The following is a 22,475-nucleotide window of genomic DNA, read 5'->3' as shown; positions in this document are numbered from 1 at the left end:
GAGGGTGTTAGATATGAAAATTGGTTGGATTGGGTTAGGAAATATGGGTATTCCTATGTCCATAAATTTATTGAAAGCAGGATATGAGCTAAGCTTTTACAATCGTACGGCAGAAAAAGGAGAAGAATTAATTGCTTTAGGCGGTAAACGTACACAATCAATTCATGAGCTAGTGAAAGAAAGTGATGTTATTTTCACCATGGTGGCAGATGATAATGCAGTCAAAAGTATTTATGTAGAAAATAATATATGGAGCCATGAGGTGAAAGGCAAGATTTTTATTGATATGAGTACAGTGTCACCAGAGACTTCCAAAGAAGTATTTCAGTTAGCTCAAAAGCATGGTGCTTTCTTTTTAGATTCTCCCGTTTCAGGTAGTATTCAGCCGGCTAAGGAAGGGAACTTGATTGTATTAGTAGGTGGAGAAGAGTCTGTATATAAGAAAGTGGAATCCATTTTTGCGCCATTAAGTAAGCTTTCTCTCTATTTAGGAAAGTCAGGATCTGGAAGCAATGCAAAGCTTGCTATTAATTTACTGTTAGGAATAACCGTACAAGGAATTGCAGAATCTTTATTATTTGCAGAGAAACAAGGAATTCAAGTTGAAGATATGTTAACGATTATTAATGAAAGTGCAGTAGGTACTGCTATTTCTAAAATGAAAACTCCAGCTATTTTACATAATGACTTTCCCCCTGCTTTTGCGTTAAAGCATATGGCAAAAGATTTACGATTAGCTAATGATACAAGTAATTTACTACCATTGGGGAATGCTGCAAACGATTCGTACCAAGAAGCATTTGAAAACGGATTAGGGGAATTGGATGTTATGGCTATTTTAAAAGGATTACAAGATGGAGAATAAACGTAGTTAAGAGAGAAGAGTGAATGTACTCTTCTCTCTCTTTTTTTTACGGAAATTGGTAGTAGAAAGAGATGGCAATCTGCTATAGTAAAGGAAGAAACCGTTAACATTACGGATACAATAATTTAGAAATATTGGTGAGGAATATGAAAGATCTTATTTATCGATTATTAGATTTTATCAACAATCATAAAACGAAGGATACAAATTACTTTATTGCTTTATTTTTATTAAAAGATGTTTATCAGATTGCTTCTATGAATATTACGGTACTTGCTGAGTCTTGTTATACTTCGCCAGCAGCTGTGACAAGATTTTGTAAGAGAATAGGCTATTCTTCTTTTCAAGAGTTTAAAGAAATGGCCAAAATAGAACACATTACTATTCCCACTGATGTTCAAATGGATGTGTCTTTACCAGCAATAGAAAAGGGGAATATTTTGCAACATAAGCTTTATCATAAAATGGTAGACTGGCTAGATAGTGTAGAAAGTAACATACAGGTTTCAGAGGCTCAACATATATTAAAGCTTATTAATGAGTCAGAAAAGGTTTCCTTTTTTGGAACACAGCTATCCCAGGCTATCGCTCAGGATTTTCAATATCGATTAGCAAAGCTGGGGAAATTCGTTCAAGCATTTTCTGATATTCAAGAACAGCTTGCAGATGCCTTAGAATTAGATGAACATTCAGTTGCTATAGTAACAAGTCCTTCAGGAAGATTTGTGGAGGATAATTCAGATTTAATGAGAGTACTAAGAACATGTCAGGCTAAAGTATTTGTCCTTACACATAATGAAGATATTTCTTCCTATAGTAACTGGGAAATAATTCGATTGCAGGGAAGGTCGTATGATCGTACTGGTTTTTCATCAGAACGTTTTTCTCTTATGTATTTCTTTGATTTTGCTATTGCCTATTATCAGCAATTGTATCCACTTGAATAGTTGTTTGTAACGTTACTTCTATGAAAATGGGGTAATTTGTATCTTTTGACGGTGCTATTATTCACTGATACTATGGTTACGAGGTGATATATAGATGGATAAAAAATTTAAAGCATTAGTAGTAGATCTTCAGGATAATCAATTTTCTTTAGAGATAATGGATAGAACGATAGACGAATTATCTTCTGGTGAGGTACTAATAAAAGTTGCATACTCAGGCATTAACTATAAAGATGGCTTAGCAACAACACCAGATGGAAAAATTGTTCGTTCTTTTCCTCATATTCCAGGTATTGATCTAGCTGGAGAAGTAGTTGCTTCTACTGATCATCGATATAATGAGGGTGATCTAGTGATTGCAACTAGTTATGAAATCGGGGTCTCACATTCAGGAGGGTATAGTGAATATGCTCGCATTCCAGCCGATTGGATCGTTCCATTACCAGAGGGATTAACATTAAAAGAAGCCATGATATTTGGAACGGCGGGATTTACAGCTGCATTATCTGTTCAAAGATTGCAAGATAATGGTTTAAACCAAACAGATGGACAAGTTCTAGTCACTGGAGCGACAGGTGGAGTTGGTAGCTTTGGGGTTGCTATGTTAGCAAATCTTGGTTTTGAGGTAGTAGCTAGCACTGGAAAGGAAAGTGCGACAGAATATTTAACTAACATTGGTGCAACTTCCGTAATCAGTAGGGAAGAAGTATATAACGGAAAAGCTAGAGCACTAGATAAGCAGGTATGGTCAGGTGCAATTGATCCAGTTGGTGGAGAGTCATTAGCAGCTATACTTTCCAAAATAAATTATGGTGGCTCTGTAGCAGTTAGTGGTTTAACAGGTGGAGGTTCCTTACCAACAACGGTATTCCCCTTTATTTTAAGAGGTGTGAATCTACTAGGAATTGATTCCGTTTATTGCCCAATGCAAGAAAGAAATAAGATTTGGGGACGAATGGCAACGGATCTGAAGCCTAAAGATATGTCTCCTTTTATTTATAAAGAGGTTAAGTTACAAGACTTACCAAATGTACTTCCTAGTATTTTGAAGGGTGAAATGATAGGGAGAGTAATTGTTTCAATAGACTAATAAATATATCAAAATGGCAAATATTTTCTCTTTGGAACATTTTTGTAGTAGAATATAGTTAAAAAGAACTATCAGATAAAGGCAAACCCTTCGAAAGAGAGGGACGCAAAGTTACAGATCTAAGGCATAGCTAGGGCTAGGATGGCTGGACTACCAAGATAGCTGAGAAGGAGAGACTAATAGAATGAGCATTAAATCCATTATTTGTCTAATCCGAGGACAGCATAAATTTAGCTATTATTCTAATGTATGTGTTCGATGTGGAAAAAGCAAGCAAGAAAAACAATAAGCTTTTATGATGAAGAACTGGATTCTATTAAATCTAGTTCTTTTTTTTAAAGGATTTAGGAAAGGAACGTGTAATTTGAATGGAGTCAAATATTTATAAAGAACGAAGGGAATCGCCTGAGTTGCTCATCTATAAATCATTAATGAATCGAATGAAATTAACAGATAAAGAGAAACAATATGGTGAGTATTTGGTGAAAGGATATGAAGGAGAGAAGCAATTGGATTATTTTACAGAAGCATTAACTAGCAATTGTATGATTCTGAATGATTTATTCTTAGAAGTGGACAGAAGGGTTTTCCAGCTAGATACCACTATAATCACAGCAGAACAAATATTTATTTTGAAGTGAAAAATTATGTTGGTGACTATTATGATGAAAAGGAAAGAATATATCATATAAATAACAAAGAAATCATGAATCCTTCTTATCAAATAATCCGAAGTGCAGGATTATTAAGACAGTTTTTACAAAATATAGATTTGTCAATTCCCCCTATTACTTCCAAAATTGTATTTATCGATCCCTCATTCATGCTATATAATGCTCCAATTGAAGGACCAGTTATTTTTCCAAATCAAATAGAAAAAAAGCTACCATTATTGATTTATTCTAATAAAGTAGTAGGCTCCCAACACAAATTGATTGCTGAGAAGCTACTAGCTGCTCATAAGGATTATTCTCCATATAGTAAAATTCCTAACTACACATATGAACAATTAAGAATGGGATTAATATGTAAAGAATGTCGTTCATTTCAGTTAGAGCTAGAAGAAAGGAATTTACTGTGTAGGAAATGTGGGAAAAGAGAATGTTTAGAGCATGCTATTATTCGCATGGTAGAAGAATTTAAAGTACTGTTTCCAAATGAAAAGGTTACTACCTCTGTAATAAGTGAGTGGATACAGCACATTGTTTCATATAAGGTGATAAAAAGAATACTAAAAAAGCATTATACTTTTGTTGAATGTAATCGTTGGTCTTACTATAAATAGGTTTTAAATAAATTTAGGAGGAGAGACATAGGTTTCTCTTCCTGTATTTGTTAGAAGAGAGGAACTCAATTAAAGCCCGAGTACCATCAATAAAGGAGGAAGAGGGAAGAGGGGAACCGAATCAAAGCCCAAATATCATCGAAAAAGGCAGAAGAGGGAAGAGAGAACATGGATCAAAGCCCGAATATCATTAAAAAAGGAGGAGGAGGGAAGAGAGAACGTGGATCAAAGCCCGAATACCGTCAAAAAAGGCAGAAAAGGAAAGAGAGAATCCCGATCCCTACACATGCTAGGACCAGAACAGAAATATTTCACCATTTGTATGAAAAGTCTACTAAAGTCGGTTATGAAAAAAACGGTGTTCCTGTATAATACATATATTAGAATGCTTTTATGAGGATAAATGTTAATTTATTTACGACAATTTTATTATCGTGTAAAATTTACATTAAATGACATAGATTTGATTAGGGAGTAGAGGGGGAGAAAAGATATGGGAAAAAGCCTTATTCAGCAACAATTATATCAAAAAGAAAGCAAAGGACTTTTTCTTTCTAGTGATGGTTCTGATGTTAGTGCTGTTTCACCTCGTTTAGATCAACGCTTTGTTCAAAAATACCTGCATCCCATTTGTACCTATTCAATACCAAATGAGTTAAAGAGAAGCGGAGAACGGGATAAGAAACAATATCCTAACCTTTTCACCATGATACAGCCTGAAACAGGTGATTTAGTAGTAGGACAAGCAAGCTTTATACCAGCAGAAAATATGAAGCAAAAAAGTAGTTACCTTGTACATAACTTTATTGTTCCTGCAGCCCGCAAAGAGGAATGGATAGAAAAGCCATCTCAGATCTTTCAGATTGATAGTTTTATTGATTTGCCTGACACGGAAACTAGAAGTGAAGTATTAGAGGAAAAAGAGCAAATTTCTTATAGAACAGAAAACATATTTATGCGAAAGCAAGAACTTTTCCATGTATTGCAAATTGAGGAGGAAAAGTTTAAACAGTTACTATATGCAAGTATTGTAGCAGTGGAAAGTAATAAACGAATCTATATTACTTTTCAATCGGCACTTGAAGATCAAAAAAAGTATGCTATGTGGCTTTTGGAACTGTTATATACATATCTTCCATATGAGACTAGACGTAATATTGGTGTTACAACCTTTCATAATGAGCCGATTGTGAAGGAAAATATTCATATCATGTTTGTAGAGCCAGGAAGTATACGTTTACGTAATCGAGCGGTAGAAGAGCAATTTGTTTTTGATTTCTCCACACATAAGCAAAGTGGGATTAATGTGGATGTTAATCAATTGGAATTCTTGAATTATGCTTATAGTGCTTTACAAACAGCTTCAGATTTAGGTGAGTTTTTCATTTATTGTGAAAGAGCTCTTAAGGGCTTACCTAAGCAAAAGAAGCTGGAGATGGAAACATATAACGAATTATTCCTACTATTTTATTTGGAGAAGCTAGATTATTATTACTATGACTTAGATAAGGTAGCTATTATCAAAACACTACATACCTACTTAGAGAGTAATCATCGCGAAAAAGAAGAATTAGTTCAACTGTTTTCCAAATTACTTCAGCGTGAAGAGCGAATGAAGGATGCTACAACTGTTTTGGATTATCTTTGGCATGTATTAGAAATTCAAAGAATAGTAGGACAGGTTAATGTTTTAGAATTTGTAGTAAAAACAATTGTTTACTATGAAGGTGAAGCAATCTGTAAAGAGATTTGGGATTTGTTAGAAGGTTATGCTGAAACGTATTATCAAGTTCTTTCCTATATAGGAGATATTTTTTCTTATGGTGAGATTATCGATGAATATTTAAAACAAAAATTCAGCTTACATCATGATCTTGATACTATCTTACATAATATTAATACCTTATTAAGTGCAAATCCATCATTAGAACATAATGTATTCTTTTTAAAATGGACGAAGAATAGATTAGTAAACGAAGTGAAAAAAAGTAGTAAGCCTATGACCATTGTGGCTAAAATGGATCAGTTTTTCCACCAGTCTATTCTTTTTCATTCTTATAAACGAAGTGTTCTTCCAGAGGTTAAAGGGCATTTATTAATACAAGTACAACTAGAGCGAATTACAATGGAAGAAGTTCAACATTTTGGTGCCTTATTTTTAAGAGAAAAAGACGATAATAACTTTGCGATAAAAGGCTGGGAAAAGGAAAAGTATGAGATTTTAGAAGTTCTCCATTCTTTTTTCTATTCACCAATTGAACAAGTAAGTGCTTTATTTCGTATGGTGACAATGCCTATTAAAGGGAAAGCTAGTGAATTAGCACTTGAACTAATGAAAGAGAATGGATTATTTCAGCCTTATGAACGCTTTCTTCTGCTATTTCCAGGAGGAATGGAGGGCGTAGAGCACAGACAAGTTTTTTCTTACTTAGCTATATATGGTACAGCAGAGGAAATGACTACATATATTAAGTGGTCTTATAAACAATTTGCTACAAATAGTAGGTATAACCATGCATTATTAGACTACTTAGTATCTGATCGTAATTCGGTCTGGAAAAAGAAAGAAATACAAAAAGAATTAAAGAAAGTTCGATCTCAGTCCTTTAGGAAATTATTGAAGAAGGTAAGAGAACAAACATCTAGCCCTACGGTTAGGTTTGTTAGAAAATATGGCATTGTACTATGCATTTTTTTAATTGTCTTAGCTGGTGGATACTTTTATCTTAATATGTAATGTAGACTTGTTCACCTTTGTTTAGTTATTTTATACAAAGGTGAACCTTATTTTTAGAATTAAATTTCAGAATTTTCTAATATAATTATTAAATAATCTATTAAAGCTTTGTCGAAGGAGATTAAATATTATGTTAGAATTCGATTCGTTATATAACCCATATCCATCCAGAAGAAGTACTGTTTATGCAAACAAAGGGATGGTAGCAACCTCTCATCCACTTGCTGCTCAAGTGGGAATAGATATGATAAAGAGAGGAGGGAACGCCGTAGATGCAGCTATTGCCACAGCTGCCTGCTTAACCGTTGTAGAGCCGACATCTAATGGAATAGGAGGAGATGCCTTTGCCATTGTGTGGATAAACAATAAGCTTCATGGATTAAATTCTAGTGGGCCTTCTCCAAATAGTATATCGATTGAAGCGGTGAAGGCAGAGGGATATACAGAGATGCCAAAATACGGATTAACGCCAGTTACTGTTCCTGGAACTCCAGCAGCATGGGTCGAGCTTTCTAAACGATTTGGGAAATTACCCTTAACGGAAGTATTGAAGCCTGCCATTCAATATGCTGAAGAAGGGTATCCTATTTCTCCAACTTTAGGTCACTTTTGGCAGAAAGCTTTTGATACTTTTAAACAAGCTTGTAAGGGAGAAGTATTTCAACATTGGTTTGAAACATTTGCTCCAGAGGGAAGAGCTCCTGCAATCGGGGAGATATGGAAATCTAAATATCATGCTAAAACACTACAAGCCATTGCAGATACAAATGGAGAGGCATTTTATAACGGAGAGATTGCTGACCGTATAGATGCATTTTCAAAACAATACGGAGGATATTTGCGTAAAGAGGATTTAGCGGCATATACTCCTGAATGGGTGGATCCTATTTCCGTACATTACAAAGGATATGATGTTTGGGAAATTCCACCTAATGGGCAAGGTCTAATAGCCTTAATGGCTCTAAATACATTGAAAAATGATCATTATTTAGCAAAAGACCTTCCTGAAACCTATCACTTGCAAATGGAAGCATTGAAGCTTGCGTTTACAGATGGCTTAACATACATTACGGAACAACAAAGAATGAATACAAAGGTGGAAGAGCTTTTATCCGATACATATGCAAAGTTAAGAAGATCATTAATTGGTAATTATGCAATAGAACCATCAGCAGGAGAGCCACCTAAAGGAGGAACTGTTTATTTAGCAACAGCAGATACAGAGGGAAATATGGTTTCTTATATTCAAAGTAATTATATGGGTTTTGGCTCTGGGGTTGTAGTGCCAGAAACAGGTATTGCTCTACAAAATAGAGGTCACGGATTTAAGCTTGATCCAACACATGAAAATGCACTAGAGCCAAACAAGAAAACCTATCATACTATTATCCCAGGTTTCTTGACAAAAGATAATCAAGCAGTTGGACCCTTTGGCGTAATGGGTGGTTTCATGCAACCACAAGGACATTTACAAGTAGTAATGAACTTAATTGATTTCGGCTTAAATCCTCAAATGGCATTAGATGCACCCAGATGGCAATGGATGGAGAAGAAGATTTTTCAACTAGAACCAGGTTTTCCAGAGCATATTGCACATGCACTGGCAAGAAAGGGGCATGACATTAGATGGGCATTAGACTCTGGTAGTTTTGGTCGGGGGCAGATTATCATTCGTAGCAAAAATGGTGTTCTTGCAGGAGGGACGGAATCTCGAACAGATGGAAGTATTGCTTCCTTTTAATAGTAGTAAAAATAACTGCTTCTTCAAAAGAAGTGGTTATTTTTTGATTAAAAGAGACAATAGGAAGGATAAGCAGATAAAAAGAAATGAACCTATAATTCTGATATGATAAATAGGAATAAATAAGAAGAAGGAAGTGTTAAGATGCTCTATATAAATGGAGGTTGGTGTGAGGCTATCTCAAAGGAAACGTATCCAGTCTATAATCCTGCAAATAGAGAGATGGTTAAAATGGTGGCAAAGGGAAGTAAGGATGATGCCTTTCTTGCGATTGATGCTGCTCAGAACGCATTTTCTTCTTGGTCTAAGAGAACGGCTAAAGAAAGATTTCATTATATGAGGCAAGCTGCAGATTTATTTCGGAAAAGAATAGATTATCTTGCAGCCTTAATTACGACAGAAATGGGAAAACCACTAGCGGAAGCAAAAGGGGAAATAGAGCTTGCTGCAAATTATTTAGAATGGTATGCAGAGGAAGGAAAACGTATCTATGGTGATACTATTCCTGCAAGCTCCAAGACAAAGCGAATTATTGTGCTACGGCAACCAGTAGGTGTTGTGGCCGCTATAACTCCATGGAATTTTCCTATCGCCATGCTAGCGAGAAAAATAGCACCTGCTTTAGCTGCAGGTTGTACGGTTGTTTTAAAACCAGCAGAATCTACACCATTAACAGCAATAGAGGTACTAAAAATTTTTGATGAAATTCATTTACCTAAGGGTGTATTAAATTTAGTGCATGGTAATGCGCCAGCAATTGGTGATGCAATGATGGAGAGTAAGGATGTTAGAAAAATTACTTTTACAGGCTCTACAAAAGTAGGGAAAGAATTAGCTGCAAAAGCAGCAGATACTATGAAGAAAATTTCGATGGAACTTGGTGGACATGCTCCGTTTATTGTGTTTGAAGATGCAAATCTTGAAAAAGCGGCAGATGGTGTTATAACGAGTAAGTTTAGAAATGCTGGTCAGACATGTGTATGTACAAATCGAATTTATGTACAAAAAAATGTAGTGAAGCCCTTTTCTAAGATTTTAGCAGAAAAAATGAAAGGGTTAGTAGTTGGTAACGGATTAGATTCTGAAGTAACCATTGGTCCACTTATTAATGAAGCAGCTGTTGATAAAACAAAAGAGCATATAAAAGATGCCATGCAAAAAGGAGCAGCTATCCTTTCTGGCGGAAACAAGCCTAGTGAGCAATCTCTACAGAATGGACATTTTTTTGAACCTACCATTTTACTTAATGCTACACATGAAATGAAAATTGCTATGGAAGAGACTTTTGGTCCTGTTGCACCTATTTTTGAATTTGATACAGAAGAAGAGGTTATTCAGTTTGCGAATTCAACAGAGTATGGGTTAGCAGCCTATTTCTATACAAACGATTTATCGAGAGTGTTTCGAGTGGCAGAAGGATTAGAATATGGAATTGTCGGTATTAATGATCCACTTCCAACCACTGAGCAGGCTCCATTTGGTGGTATAAAAGAATCAGGTGTTGGAAGAGAAGGTGGAAAGTACGGGATTGAAGATTATTTAGAGTATAAGTACTTATCTTTAGAGTTGAACCTATAAACATAAACTAAATAATGTTTTACCTTTAACCATAGGAATCAAAGGGGAATTTAATCTCTTTGGTTCCTATGGTTTTTTTGTGCTTTCCTGCTACTATCATCTAACCATTATATTAAAGAGGGCAGATGATTCTTCTCTCTTATTAAGCAAATAGCTAGAAGATAGAAGTTTTAAAATGGACGGATATAGAACAAAGTAAGGTGAATAATAGGAGGTAAGCTCCTTCTCTTTATAGAGATGGAAGAAAGGAAGATGTTCATGAATGATATAGAGTGGGATCCTCATAGTAGTGCACTAATCATAGTAGATGTGCAAAATGATTATTGCCATAAAGATGGAAACATGGCGAAGCAGGATCTAGATGTATCTATGGTAAGTGAAATGATGCCAAATTTAAAGAACATGATTTCTTCGTTAAAGGAGTTATCTGTACCCATAATTTATGTGAAAACCATACATGAGGATTGCACTGATTCTAAAACATGGTTAAAGCGATTAAAAGGGAAAAGTGGAAAAGATTTATGCAGGAAGAATACATGGGGAGCCGAGTTTTTTGAGTTATCCCCAAATGATACGGATATCATTGTAGTAAAACATCGTTATAGTGCTTTTATTAATACAAGATTAGATTCCATTTTACGGTCATTAAAGATAGAAACTTTGCTAATGGCAGGTGTGAGCACGAATATTTGTGTGGAATCTACAGCGAGAGACGGCTTTATGATGGATTATGATATTATCTTACTCTCTGAGTGCACAGCTGCTTTTTCAAAAGAAGCACATGAAATGACTTTACAGACTATTGATCAGTTTTTTGGATCTGTCGCAACGAATAATGAGGTTCTTCAATCAATATATGTGTAATCCTATTAATGAAATAAAGGAAGCAAGGCAACGGATTTTACTCTTAAAGGATGATAGAAAATGAAAAAGGCGAAATTTAATAATTTTATATCATCTACTGAGGAGATTAGGGAAAGTAAGTCGCAATCTATCCTTCTTTTACTATCTGTATGTACGGGGGCATTTTTATCCCATTTCTCTGCAGGCTTCGTAAATATTGCACTTTCTGATATTGCCATTGATTATGCAACAAATCTAACCACCACACAATGGATTGTAAATGGTTATTTACTTTCTATTATGCTACTTTTGCCTTTAATGGGGAAGCTTTCAGATCAATATGGGAAGAAAAAGATACATAATTTGGGATATCTTTTTTTTGCTGCAGGGGCTTGTGCATCAGCCATTTCGCCGAATATTCTCTTTTTAATAGTAGCTAGAATTTTACAGGGAAGTGGTGCAGCTATGCTTCAAGCAGTCAATATGGCCATTGTAACAGATGCCTACCCAAAGGAGCATCGAGGGAAGGCATTAGGGATTATTAGTACTTCAGTTGGAATTGGGGCTTTACTTGGGCCATCTGTTGGTGGCTTCGTAATGGAGTATTCCTCCTGGCACCTTTTATTCTGGACAGTAGTCCCAATAAGTGTGGGGGCATATTTTCTTGCACAGAAATATATTCCAAAAGATAAAACTTTTCAAAGCTCTACTTTGGATGTAATGGGGAGTTTATTATTTGGAATTGCCACTGTTTCTTTTGTGTTTGTTCTTAACACCATTGGAAAAGGTGAACTGCACTTTTATTTAATCATTCTTATGCTAATAAGTTTAAGTAGTTTTATCTGTTTTTTCTTCCATACTAAAAGGGTGCAAAATCCATTCATAGAACCAACCATATTTGTTTCCTCTATTGTAAGAGCAGGCGGGCTTATTTTAATAGTAAGTTATGGTGCAACCTTTGCATCAACTGTGATCCTTCCTTTTTATTTAAGAGGAGTATTAGGGTATTCCGCAGAAGAAGCAGGCTTGCTTTTAATGTGCTATCCCTTATTTCTTGCCATAGTAGGACCGATTAGTGGTTCCCTATCCGATCGATATGGCGGTGTTAAAGTCGTATTTGGGGGTGTTGGAATACTATCTCTTACTATGCTAGCATTAAGTTTTTTAACTGCTCATACTTCCCTTTTCATGCTTCTTTTCCTGTTTAGTTTATTAGGATTTGCAATGGGATTGCTAACATCCCCAAATTACAGCATTATGATGTTGTATACGCCAGTTGCCTATTTAGGAATGATGAGTAGTACCATTGCGCTCTTAAGAAATATTGGGATGATAATTGGTACAGCCTTAGCCATTTCGTTTATGAATGCTTGGTTGGAGGGGACGATTAGCCAATGGATGCAACATACATCATCGGCTGAAGTAAACGCTGCATTACTTGGTTTTCATTACTTGTTTCTTCTGCTATCTTTCCTCTTATTATTAGTAGGTGTATATTTCTTTTTCACTCTGCATAGAAGTAAGGAAGGGAAATAAAAGGAATATATGAAATTAGTTTTTCTTTCCTTTAAATGAAATATCACTTTCCTATTTCTTACATTTTATGAGCGACACTTTCACCTTTATCCATTGTTTAAAGAGTAGGAATGTTTCTTGAAAGAAAGGGGTATATAGTAATATAGCGAGCCAGAGAGGTGAGTGGATATTATGATAAACCCAAGCTTAACCATGTACTATTTTGAACCAAATGGTTATATACCTAATCATCCATCTTTACCTGCTTTACATTATAAACAAGCAGTAGATAGTAAGGAAAAGGATTTAGAGTCTATTTTTCAAAAAAATGGTTGGACTAATACGTGGAGAGGTGGAATTTATGCATTTCATCACTATCATAGCAATACACATGAAGTACTCGGTGTTGGAAATGGTTCAGGCTTATTGATGATTGGAGGAGAAGGCGGGTCCAAGATTTTGGTTAATACTGGAGATGTCTTGATCTTACCTGCTGGAACAGGGCATAAAAGTATATCTGTTTCTCCTGATTTTGAAGTGGTAGGTGCTTATCCGAATGGTGTAGACTACAATATGAAAAAGGATGCTAAAGAAGATAGTGAAGAAGTAGAAGAAGACATCCTTCATGTTGACTTCCCAGAATTAGATCCCATTTATGGGAAAGACGGTCCTCTGTTTAAATTGTGGAAACGATAGAAAAGGTATATAATTTCTTTATGCTAATCCTACTATTTCAGGAAATAAGATATATGGTAATAGTAGGATTGGTTCCGAAATCACTTTACTTATATACATATTTTAGGTAATGTAAGGGTATAAATTTGAGAAATCAAAAGGTAGGGGAATAAAGACGATGGTCTATAAAGAAATTGTTGAAAAATGGACAAGTTTTGCAGGTCTTGAAGCAAACTTAAAAGCACAATTAACAGAATTACAAACATCGGAAAAATTACTAGAAGATAGTTTCTATAAACATTTGGAGTTCGGGACTGGGGGAATGCGAGGAGAGCTTGGACCTGGTATTAACCGAATGAATATTTATACAGTAAGAAAAGCTGCTCAAGGTTTGGGTAAATACATATTAGAGCAAGGCGAAGAAGCGATGAATAGAGGAGTTGCAGTTGCTTATGATTCCCGTCATCAATCACCAGAATTTGCATTAGAAGTAGCAAAAGTGGTAGGAAAACTTGGAATTAAAGCATATGTTTTTGAAGAGCTTCGTCCAACACCAGTACTATCTTTCGCTGTTCGTCATCTAAATACTTTTGCGGGAGTAGTGATTACAGCAAGTCATAACCCTCCAGAATACAATGGCTTTAAAGCATATGGAGAAGATGGTGGACAACTTCCTCCCGAAGCTGCAGATACGATTATTAAATATGTTAATGCAGTAGAAGATGAATTAACAATAGAAGTATTAGAGGAAAGTGATTTATTAGAAAAAGGGTTATTAACTTATATTGGAGAAGCTGTTGATCATGCTTATGTAGAACAGCTAAAAACAATTCAATTGAATCGACTTCCAGAAGCGACGGATTTAAAGATTGTTTTCACTCCATTACACGGAACAGGAAACAAACCAGTTAGAGCAGGCTTACAAGCTTTCGGATTTGAGAATGTTACGGTTGTAAAAGAACAAGAGCTACCAGACGCTAATTTCTCTACTGTTTCTTCACCAAATCCTGAAGAACATGCTGCTTTTGAAATTGCGATTCGTTATGGAAAAGAGTTGGATGCAGATATCCTTTTAGGAACAGATCCAGATGCTGATAGACTTGGTGTAGCAGTAAAAGATTTAAATGGAGAGTACACGGTATTAACAGGTAATCAATTAGGTGCTTTAATGCTTGAGTATTTACTATCAGAGAAAAAAGTGAAAGGCAGCTTACCAGATAATGGTGTGGTTATTAAAACAATCGTTACTTCTGAAATAGGACGTACTATTGCTAAGTCTTATGGAGTTCCTACTATTGATACTTTAACTGGCTTCAAATTCATTGGAGAAAAGATTCTAGAATTTGAACAAACAAAAGAGCATACATTCCTTTTTGGTTATGAAGAAAGCTATGGCTACTTAATTGGTGATTTTGTTCGTGATAAAGATGCTGTTCAATCTGCTATTTTTGCTGCAGAAGTTGCTGCTTACTACAAAGCAAAAGGTTTAACATTATATGAAGGTTTATTAGAAATTTTTGAGAAATATGGTTTCTATCAAGAAGGTCTAGAGTCCTTAACGCTTAAAGGTAAAGATGGTGCAGAGCAAATTTCCTATATCATGGATACATTCCGTAGCACACCGATTCAAGAAGTGAATGGATTAAAGGTGACAGTAGTAGAAGATTATTTAACAAGCATAAAGGTAGAAGGATTGACAGAAAGCTTAATCGAACTTCCTAAGTCTAATGTTATTAAATACTATCTAGAAGATGGTTCATGGTTCTGCTTACGTCCATCTGGAACAGAGCCGAAAGCAAAATTCTATTTCAGTGTAACTAGTACTTCTCTTGAAGAAAGCACAGCAAAATTACATGCTTTAAAAACAGGAGTAATGGAACAAGTGAATAGAGTAATTGAAGGTTATGGTAAATAAGATATCCGTAGATTATGAAAAGAGGCTAGTACATAAGTATTTTAGCCAATAATAAATCCGAACTATTAGAAGTCATTTTTTCTAGTAGTTCGGATTTTTTTATTCCTGTTGAATATTAAATTTTAAGATTAATGGAACGGACTTGTTTTACTTTATAACCTAGATATTTTCAATAAGTTATTATTCGTCATTAAGAAGGAGTCATTTTTATGTCCCAACCTCTTTAACTAGTAGGTACATCTATCGTCATAGAATATAGGCTCAGTGCTTTATATTTTTTGAAATTAGCCCAAACTTTATATTTCACATGCATTTTACCTTGAAACTTTAAGAATCACCTAGGTGAAAAATGAAGTTTCACCCTCTTTTCTGCTTGAAACTTAAGATATCGAGATTTTTCAAGTAAATTCTTATATAGTATGATAAGACTAATTCTTGAGGAAGGAGGGTAGGTATGATTAATCAAGTTACATTAGTAGGTCGACTGACGAGAGATCCTGAGCTTAAATTGACACAAGAGGGAACTTCTTTAGTAAATGTTGTATTAGCTGTTAATCGCAACTTCAAAAATCAATCTGGTGAATATGAGACAGACTTTGTTTCTTGTACCTTTTGGAGAAAGGTTGCAGAAATTACAGCACAGTATTGTAGAAAGGGTTCTCTTGTTGGAATAATGGGCAGAATTCAATCTCGAAGCTATGATAATCAAGAGGGAAAGAGAGTGTATGTAACCGAAGTTATTGCTGAATCTGTTCGTTTTCTTGACCAAAAAAAGACTGAACAAACTGTTCCTTAAGGAGATGTCAACATTGAATAATGTGCCAGATCTAATGGTAACATTAATAAAAATGCAAGCAAAGAATAATGAAAAGCTAGATCAATGTACACAAAGAATTAAACAATTAGAACATATTATTTATACACAAAGCTTCGTACATCCCCCTACTACACCATAAGAATACAATCTCTATACATTACTCACACCACTAAATACCATCCGTTTAAATAATCTTTTTAAACAAACCATTCCACTTAATAAAGAAATTCACAAGTATCCTCGTATTATTCCTCTTTTTTTAAAGTACCTATATGGTACTTTTTTTGCTTGGATATAAATAAAAACCATCATGATAATGATGGCTCAAATTCTATGTATACCTATCGTTGTAGCTATATTATTTCGAGCCAAGAATGGTTAACAAAGAACGAATCTCTTCTTGGGAAAAACCTTGATTCTTTGCCTCCATAATTAATTCAAGCCAATCAGAGTCTATTTGCTTAGAAGAAGTATCTGGTGTTGGTAACAAATTAATCACTTTAATAAACCTCCTTATAGAATATAAGGTGGCTCAGCCATCATAGTAAGAGTTCTACCTTAGATCTGAAGCTTTGCGTCCCATCTTTTCAAATGGTTTGCCTTTATCTTGGATTATTTGATTGATATACCTATTTTATCATTATTTTCAAAAAAATGAAAACCATTTTCATTCCCTATAATTCGACAATTAATCCTATTTACATAGTATTTAACATAACTAATATTCATTTGTTAAGATAGACTGCTTTTATTATAATAAAATTGCAAATAGTCCAAGACCCAATATGCTGTTAGTTGGAGTTGGATGTTGAATTTCTAAATACAGCTTTGTGTTTATTTGAATAGAGAAATATTTACAATAAATGTGATAGACTAGATACGATTAATAAATATTTGTTTTTATAAAAGGAGATTATATATGATTTTAGTAGTAGGTGGAGCTGGATATATTGGTAGTCATCTAGTAAAGGAATTAGTAGAAAAGGAAGAAGTAATTGTATTAGATAATCTTGCTACTGGTCATAAAGAAGCAGTAGATTCTCGTGCGGTATTTGTACAAGGTGATTTAGGAAATACTGCAGATTTAGAAACAATATTTCAAAAATATCCAATTAAAGCAGTAATGCATTTTGCAGCATATAGTTTAGTTGGAGAGTCTGTTCAAGATCCAGCTAAGTATTATGATAATAATGTAGCAAATACGCTAACTTTATTAAATGTCATGCTTAAATATAAGGTGAAGAACTTCATTTTTTCTTCTACTGCAGCGACTTATGGTATTCCAGAAGAGGATATCATTCTAGAAACGTCTAACACACAACCAATTAATCCATACGGTAAATCAAAACTAATGGTTGAGAATATACTAGCAGACTTTCATCATGCATATGGCTTAAATTATGTAGCGTTACGCTACTTTAATGCGGCTGGTGCTCATGTTACAGGTGAAATTGGGGAACAGCATGATCCAGAAACACATTTAATTCCTATTATCTTACAACATCTATTAGGAGAAAGAGCATCTATTTCTGTATTTGGAACAGATTATCCAACAGAAGATGGAACTTGTATTCGTGACTATATCCATGTAACAGATCTAGCAGAAGCTCATATAAAAGCATTAGAAGCACTATTAGCAGGAGAAAAAGAAGCAGAAACATATAATCTAGGAAATGGTGTTGGCTACTCTGTTAAAGAAGTTATTGAAACTTGTGAAAAAGTGACAGATAGAAAAGCAAATGTTGTTTTTGCTGATAGAAGAGCAGGAGATCCTGCAAGATTGATAGCTTCTTCAGAGAAAATATACAAAGAATTAGGCTGGAAAGCAGAAAGAGATTTAGAAACAATTATTAAGAGTGCTTGGAACTGGCATAGTAAATAAGCAGTATTTAGCGGAGAGTCTTGATTCTTCGCTTTTTTATGGATGAAGGAGGTAATATTGTGTTAAAAGTCAATGATATACATCATATCGCTATTATTTGTAGTAATTATGAAGTTTCAAAGCATTTTTATGTGAATCTACTTGGGTTTAAACCGCTTCTAGAAGTATATCGTGAAGATAGAGATTCCTATAAGCTCGACCTTATGTTGAATGATGTTTATAAAATAGAATTATTTTCTTTCCCTAATCCTAAGCAAAGGCCGAGTCATCCTGAAGCCTGCGGTTTACGCCATTTAGCATTAGAAGTCAATGATATGATAGAAGCTGTTCAATGGTTAGAATCTAACAATATTATAGTAGAGGATATAAGGATTGATCCCTTTACAGAGAAACGATATACCTTTTTTGCAGATCCTGATGGTTTACCAATAGAATTATATGAAGCTTAATGAGCCTGTATCTTTCCTTTTAATTGAGTCAGGCTGGAAACGGTTTGTAAGATAAATTGTTTATCTTGGGCACTTAGTAATTTCCAGCTACCAGCTTTTATTTTCATATACAGCCACCCTTTCTAATGTTTGTACTATATGTATACCGCATTTTCCCTCTTTGAAAACAACCAAAATTCTTACAATTGCTGACAATAGATTGCGGTAAAAGTCGATAGGTGGGATATTATAGTTGCGTGATTGCTAAGTAAAAAAGAGGAGGATTTATGGCAAGAATCTCACTCGTTGTGAAATGAATGAAGCTAAGATTGATTAAATTGCTTTAGTGGGTTAGGGAACTCATACAATTATAAAAAAAGGTAATGGCTATGCCATTACCTTAAAAATATTCCTACACAAACTGCTACATTATTTAGCAGGAATTTCATTTAGTATAAGTTTTTTTATTGGATGTTTAATTGATCTTTCATTTCTGTTTGGATACGTGTTTTCTCTGCATCATCAACTATTAAATAGTAAATTCCATCTATTCTTTGACCAGTACCCTCTATGGTTAATTGATCAATTGTTTTTGCAACAGAGCGATAATTTGCTTGAATACTAACCATCTCGTTGAATGTGATATCTGTTTTAACATTGTTACCTAAAGCATCAAATATGTCATCAAAGTTTTTTAAGGAATTAAGACTTGCACCCTCATTGATTACTGCTTGAATGATAGAGCGTTGTCTTAGCTGTCTTCCGAAGTCACCTCTAGGATCTTCATAACGCATTCTGGAGAATTTTAAAGCTTTATCTCCGTTTAATGTCAATTGACCTTTCGGGAAGTGAACACCTTCATAAGTGAAATCTAAATCGTTATCTACTGTAACACCGCCAACTGCATCAACAATTTGTGAAAAACCTTCCATATTCACTTGTATATAATAATCAATTGGGATGTCTAAGAAATTCTCAACCGTATCAAGTGCCATCGCTACTCCACCGAATGCATAAGCATGGTTAATCTTATCTGTTGTTCCATGTCCGACAATTTCTGTTCTTGTATCTCTAGGAATACTTAACATCTTAACTGATTCTTTCTCCGGATTAACAGATAAAACAATCATGGTATCAGAACGGCCAGAATCCCCATCTCTTTCATCTACTCCTAACATGAGAACAGAGAATGGTTCTTGTTTCTTTAACTCAAGAGTGTCTGTTCTTTCTTTTGTTGGTGTTCTTTCTACTTCTTGGTGCATCGTGTCTACTGCACTAGATAAAGAATTATAAACGACACCTACATAAACACCGACTGCAATTATTAATAATAATAAAACAAGACCTACTATACGAAGGCCTTTTCTTTTCTTACGTTTAGGCTTTTCAGATCGCATTTTGACAAATACCTCCATATCTCAACAAATATTCAATATAATAAAGAATAGCAGAAATTCGTATAGAATTATATGCTTTTTTAAAAAACTGGGATAAAATGATAAATATAGTGATACCTCTACTAATAGTAGGATTAGTTATCAAGATCCATGTTATACATCTTGTATAACGATTTAAAAAAGAAAGAGGTTTTTATGAAAAAAATAAGTTTGTTAGCACCAGTAATCCTTCTTATGGTCATTATTTTTAGCTTTTCTTCTCAACCATATAAGGATCAAGATATTACGCCATGGTTTAGTTTTTTAGATGATTCCAAGTTCGCTATACAATTACTATCATGGATTTCCTTCCAATATGGTGGCAGCGAAGTGAGTATAGCGGAAAAAGGAGTATCACATTTCTTAGAATTCTTCATAAGAAAGGGAGCTCATTTTACTATTTATTTCTTACTTGCCTACTTTACGGTTCGCGCTTTTAAAGGATTATTTTCTAAAAGAAGAAGTTTAATAATACCTATTAGTTATTTATTTGTCGTACTATATGCTATATCTGATGAAATTCATCAGGGCTTTACTGGTGGGAGAACTCCATTAGTTAGCGATGTTATTCTTGATAGTATAGGTTGCGCGTTTGGAGTTATTTGTTTTTTCCTTTTACATCAAAAACTGATTCATTTCTTCAAAAGAGTTTTTTAGTGTTTTCCTCCTTCCTATAATAGGTAGACTATAAATGGAATTCTAAGTAATAGACGACAAAAGAAGGAAAAAGGTTGCATAAATTACATATCTGGAGGTTAGTGATGAATAAAATAAGAAAAGCTATTATTCCCGCTGCTGGTCTTGGTACAAGATTTTTACCTGCAACAAAAGCAATGCCAAAAGAAATGCTACCTATTGTGGACAAACCTACTATACAATACATTGTGGAAGAAGCAGTTGCCTCAGGAATTGAGGATATTATCATTGTGACAGGAAAAGGAAAAAGGGCTATTGAAGATCACTTTGACCATTCATGGGAGCTAGAAGAAAATTTAGTTGCAAAAGAGAAATTTGATCTTTTAAAAAAAGTGAAGGAATCTTCTAATGTAGATATTCACTATATACGGCAAAAAGAGCCAAAAGGCTTAGGGCATGCAGTTTGGTGTGCTAGAAACTTTATTGGCAATGAACCGTTTGCTGTACTATTAGGGGATGATATTGTTGATAGTGAAGAACCTTGTTTAGGTCAAATGATCACAGAATACAATCAAACCTTATCTTCTATTATTGGAGTACAAGTAGTTCCTGAGCATGAAACACATCGATATGGAGTAATAGATCCAGTAGAAGGAAATGGGCGTAGATTTCAAGTGAAGCAGTTTGTGGAGAAGCCTGCACAAGGTACAGCTCCTTCTAACTTAGCGATTATTGGAAGATATATTTTCACACCAGAAATATTCCGTTTTTTAAATGAGCAAGAAATTGGTGCTGGTGGCGAAATTCAGCTAACAGATGCTATTGAAAAGCTGAATAAAATACAACGAGTATTTGCATACCAATTCGAAGGAAATCGCTATGATGTAGGAGAACAGCTAGGCTTTATTCAAACAACGATTGAAATGGCCTTAAAAAGAAGTGATTTAAAAGAGCCATTAAGCAAGTATATTAAAGAAATTGCTAAAACCTTAGAGTGAGACATTTTAAGAAATGGTTGTGACATCAATTAATAGATTAGTTTTTTAATACTGGGCAATGAAGAAACCCAAACTAATACGAATTTGAATTCGTGTAGTTTGGGTTTCTTTTAAGTACTATGCACTCATTCATCCACTTTTTCTTTATATCAGAGATGAAGGGGTGATATCTAAATATATGTTTCTAAATACAAAGTATCTTCTTCCTTAATAGTACCTTGTCCGTTAGTCAGGTCTGTAATCCATGCTTTGAAAGTGTCTACCTGGTTAAGCACGACAAAAACATGTACTTTCACATTTTCTACATATTCAATATCTTTGATTTGGTAGATCGATGAGCGTAATTCATTTTCCAATTTGCCTAGGAGAGTGTAGTCAATGGAAATACTTAAAAGATTCATTAATGTTCTTTCTATTATTCCTACAGAATTCAACCCTTCAGAGGTAGATTTTCCATATGCTCGAATTAAACCACCTGCACCTAATTTAATTCCTCCAAAATACCTCGTAACAACTACTGTAGTATCTTTTAGGTTTCTCTTCTTTAATACTTCTAAGATTGGTACACCAGCCGTTCCACTTGGTTCTCCATCATCATTAGCTTTTTGTATTTGATCCTGTTCACCTATTAAGTATGCAGAGCAATTATGGGTAGCATCTTTGTGTTTCTTTTTGATTTCTCCAATAAATGCTTGTGCAGCTTCTTCTGTTTCTGTTCTTGCAATATGTGCAATAAAACGTGATTTTTGAATAATTAACTCGGATTCTCCATAGTTTGGCACAGTGAAATAAGAAGGCAGCAATGAATTGGCCCCTTTCTTTTTATGTTTTTAGTTCTTATTGATCAATGGGTAGGGTATCTCTATTTTCTATAATTCTGTGGAGCAATCGTGTTTATATAGCATTCTTACTATTTTTATAAAGAAAAGAATTTGAAACATTTTTCCTTAATTCGTAAATTGTTTGTCGCATTTTGAATAATCATATGTACGCCAAGAGTCATCTATTATTATAATTCGACAGAGATTGCTCTTCAATGAAAGGGCTCTTTGTAATCAAATCTTAATATAGTGCCATATGTATCGTG

Annotated in this window: 22 protein-coding genes and 2 riboswitches; of the genes, 19 read left to right on the top strand and 3 right to left on the bottom strand. The window is 34.5% G+C overall.

All coding sequences use genetic code 11. From position 1 onward, the window contains the following. Positions 1 to 13: 13 nt before the first annotated feature. The 15 genes from F9279_RS21305 to F9279_RS25370 all read left to right on the top strand — a co-directional run bounded on the left by F9279_RS21305 (position 14) and on the right by F9279_RS25370 (position 16,147). A complete protein-coding gene (locus tag F9279_RS21305) occupies positions 14 to 865 on the top strand; it encodes an NAD(P)-dependent oxidoreductase (protein WP_152116208.1) in 852 nt (283 codons plus the stop codon). A gap of 146 nt (positions 866 to 1,011) precedes the next feature. Then, complete coding sequence (locus tag F9279_RS21300; RefSeq protein ID WP_152116207.1) at positions 1,012 to 1,812, top strand: MurR/RpiR family transcriptional regulator; 801 nt, start codon at positions 1,012 to 1,014, stop codon at positions 1,810 to 1,812. Between the two features lie 94 nt (positions 1,813 to 1,906). Beyond that, complete coding sequence (locus tag F9279_RS21295; RefSeq protein ID WP_152116206.1) at positions 1,907 to 2,902, top strand: acryloyl-CoA reductase; 996 nt, start codon at positions 1,907 to 1,909, stop codon at positions 2,900 to 2,902. Between the two features lie 70 nt (positions 2,903 to 2,972). Beyond that, a riboswitch (cyclic di-GMP riboswitch) is annotated at positions 2,973 to 3,060 on the top strand. 273 nt (positions 3,061 to 3,333) lie between these two features. Beyond that, positions 3,334 to 3,543 carry a nuclease-related domain-containing protein gene (locus tag F9279_RS21290; RefSeq protein WP_226793797.1) on the top strand — a complete coding sequence of 70 codons (210 nt, stop codon included), beginning with the start codon at positions 3,334 to 3,336 and terminating at the stop codon, positions 3,541 to 3,543. Next, positions 3,540 to 4,187 (top strand): NERD domain-containing protein, encoded by a 648-nt coding sequence (locus F9279_RS21285; RefSeq protein WP_152116204.1) that lies wholly within the window; start codon positions 3,540 to 3,542, stop codon positions 4,185 to 4,187. The genes F9279_RS21290 and F9279_RS21285 overlap by 4 nt, the downstream gene beginning before the upstream one ends. Before the next feature lie 168 nt (positions 4,188 to 4,355). After that, on the top strand, positions 4,356 to 4,559 hold the full coding sequence (locus F9279_RS21280) for a hypothetical protein (protein ID WP_152116203.1): 204 nt from the start codon (positions 4,356 to 4,358) through the stop codon (positions 4,557 to 4,559). 121 nt (positions 4,560 to 4,680) lie between these two features. Continuing rightward, the gene (locus tag F9279_RS21275) at positions 4,681 to 6,924 is read left to right on the top strand and encodes a hypothetical protein (protein WP_152116202.1); all 2,244 of its coding nucleotides are present in this window, start codon (positions 4,681 to 4,683) and stop codon (positions 6,922 to 6,924) included. Between the two features lie 130 nt (positions 6,925 to 7,054). Further along, positions 7,055 to 8,665: a gamma-glutamyltransferase family protein gene (locus F9279_RS21270; protein WP_152116201.1), complete on the top strand. Its 1,611-nt coding sequence runs from the start codon at positions 7,055 to 7,057 to the stop codon at positions 8,663 to 8,665. A 144-nt stretch (positions 8,666 to 8,809) separates the two neighbouring features. Next, the gene (locus F9279_RS21265; RefSeq protein WP_152116200.1) at positions 8,810 to 10,243 is read left to right on the top strand and encodes an NAD-dependent succinate-semialdehyde dehydrogenase; all 1,434 of its coding nucleotides are present in this window, start codon (positions 8,810 to 8,812) and stop codon (positions 10,241 to 10,243) included. A 258-nt stretch (positions 10,244 to 10,501) separates the two neighbouring features. Beyond that, positions 10,502 to 11,107: a cysteine hydrolase family protein gene (locus F9279_RS21260; protein WP_152116199.1), complete on the top strand. Its 606-nt coding sequence runs from the start codon at positions 10,502 to 10,504 to the stop codon at positions 11,105 to 11,107. A 60-nt stretch (positions 11,108 to 11,167) separates the two neighbouring features. Then, the gene (locus tag F9279_RS21255) at positions 11,168 to 12,622 is read left to right on the top strand and encodes an MFS transporter (RefSeq protein ID WP_152116198.1); all 1,455 of its coding nucleotides are present in this window, start codon (positions 11,168 to 11,170) and stop codon (positions 12,620 to 12,622) included. A 171-nt stretch (positions 12,623 to 12,793) separates the two neighbouring features. Next, positions 12,794 to 13,297 (top strand): cupin domain-containing protein, encoded by a 504-nt coding sequence (locus F9279_RS21250; RefSeq protein ID WP_152116197.1) that lies wholly within the window; start codon positions 12,794 to 12,796, stop codon positions 13,295 to 13,297. A gap of 157 nt (positions 13,298 to 13,454) precedes the next feature. Then, positions 13,455 to 15,191, top strand: coding sequence for a phospho-sugar mutase (locus F9279_RS21245; protein ID WP_152116196.1), 1,737 nt, complete (start codon positions 13,455 to 13,457; stop codon positions 15,189 to 15,191). A gap of 454 nt (positions 15,192 to 15,645) precedes the next feature. Beyond that, positions 15,646 to 15,987, top strand: a complete 342-nt coding sequence (locus tag F9279_RS21240; RefSeq protein WP_152116195.1) for a single-stranded DNA-binding protein — start codon at positions 15,646 to 15,648, stop codon at positions 15,985 to 15,987. Positions 15,988 to 16,000: 13 nt separating this feature from the next. Beyond that, positions 16,001 to 16,147, top strand: a complete 147-nt coding sequence (locus F9279_RS25370) for a hypothetical protein (RefSeq protein ID WP_193224660.1) — start codon at positions 16,001 to 16,003, stop codon at positions 16,145 to 16,147. A 219-nt stretch (positions 16,148 to 16,366) separates the two neighbouring features. Here F9279_RS25370 and F9279_RS21235 read toward each other — a convergent pair whose 3' ends face one another. Next, positions 16,367 to 16,507, bottom strand: coding sequence for an anti-repressor SinI family protein (locus F9279_RS21235; RefSeq protein ID WP_226793794.1), 141 nt, complete (start codon positions 16,505 to 16,507; stop codon positions 16,367 to 16,369). Between the two features lie 24 nt (positions 16,508 to 16,531). Next, positions 16,532 to 16,619, bottom strand: a riboswitch (cyclic di-GMP riboswitch). Positions 16,620 to 16,927: 308 nt separating this feature from the next. On the opposite strand from F9279_RS21235, the gene galE reads away from it, so the two are divergent. Further along, the gene (gene galE / locus F9279_RS21230; RefSeq protein ID WP_152116194.1) at positions 16,928 to 17,890 is read left to right on the top strand and encodes a UDP-glucose 4-epimerase GalE; all 963 of its coding nucleotides are present in this window, start codon (positions 16,928 to 16,930) and stop codon (positions 17,888 to 17,890) included. A gap of 38 nt (positions 17,891 to 17,928) precedes the next feature. Then, a complete protein-coding gene (locus F9279_RS21225; protein ID WP_152116216.1) occupies positions 17,929 to 18,339 on the top strand; it encodes a VOC family protein in 411 nt (136 codons plus the stop codon). Positions 18,340 to 18,782: 443 nt separating this feature from the next. Here F9279_RS21225 and F9279_RS21220 read toward each other — a convergent pair whose 3' ends face one another. After that, positions 18,783 to 19,715: a LytR family transcriptional regulator gene (locus tag F9279_RS21220; RefSeq protein WP_152116193.1), complete on the bottom strand. Its 933-nt coding sequence runs from the start codon at positions 19,713 to 19,715 to the stop codon at positions 18,783 to 18,785. Positions 19,716 to 19,910: 195 nt separating this feature from the next. Here F9279_RS21220 and F9279_RS21215 point away from each other — a divergent pair, with 195 nt between their 5' ends. Both F9279_RS21215 and galU read left to right on the top strand, forming a co-directional pair. Continuing rightward, positions 19,911 to 20,411 (top strand): VanZ family protein, encoded by a 501-nt coding sequence (locus F9279_RS21215; protein WP_193224659.1) that lies wholly within the window; start codon positions 19,911 to 19,913, stop codon positions 20,409 to 20,411. Positions 20,412 to 20,515: 104 nt separating this feature from the next. Continuing rightward, entirely contained in the window at positions 20,516 to 21,388 is an 873-nt protein-coding gene (galU, locus tag F9279_RS21210; RefSeq protein WP_152116191.1) for a UTP--glucose-1-phosphate uridylyltransferase GalU, read from the top strand. A gap of 170 nt (positions 21,389 to 21,558) precedes the next feature. Here the strand turns inward: galU and F9279_RS21205 are convergent, their stop codons facing one another. Next, positions 21,559 to 22,191 (bottom strand): YigZ family protein, encoded by a 633-nt coding sequence (locus F9279_RS21205; protein ID WP_152116190.1) that lies wholly within the window; start codon positions 22,189 to 22,191, stop codon positions 21,559 to 21,561. Positions 22,192 to 22,475 lie beyond the last annotated feature (284 nt).

Origin of the sequence: Bacillus sp. B1-b2 (genome assembly GCF_009183415.1) — a bacterium.
Classification (GTDB): Bacteria; Bacillota; Bacilli; order Bacillales; family Cytobacillaceae; genus Niallia.
The sequence above is the reverse complement of the archived record's forward strand: the minus strand, read 5'-3'. Positions and strand labels throughout refer to the sequence as shown.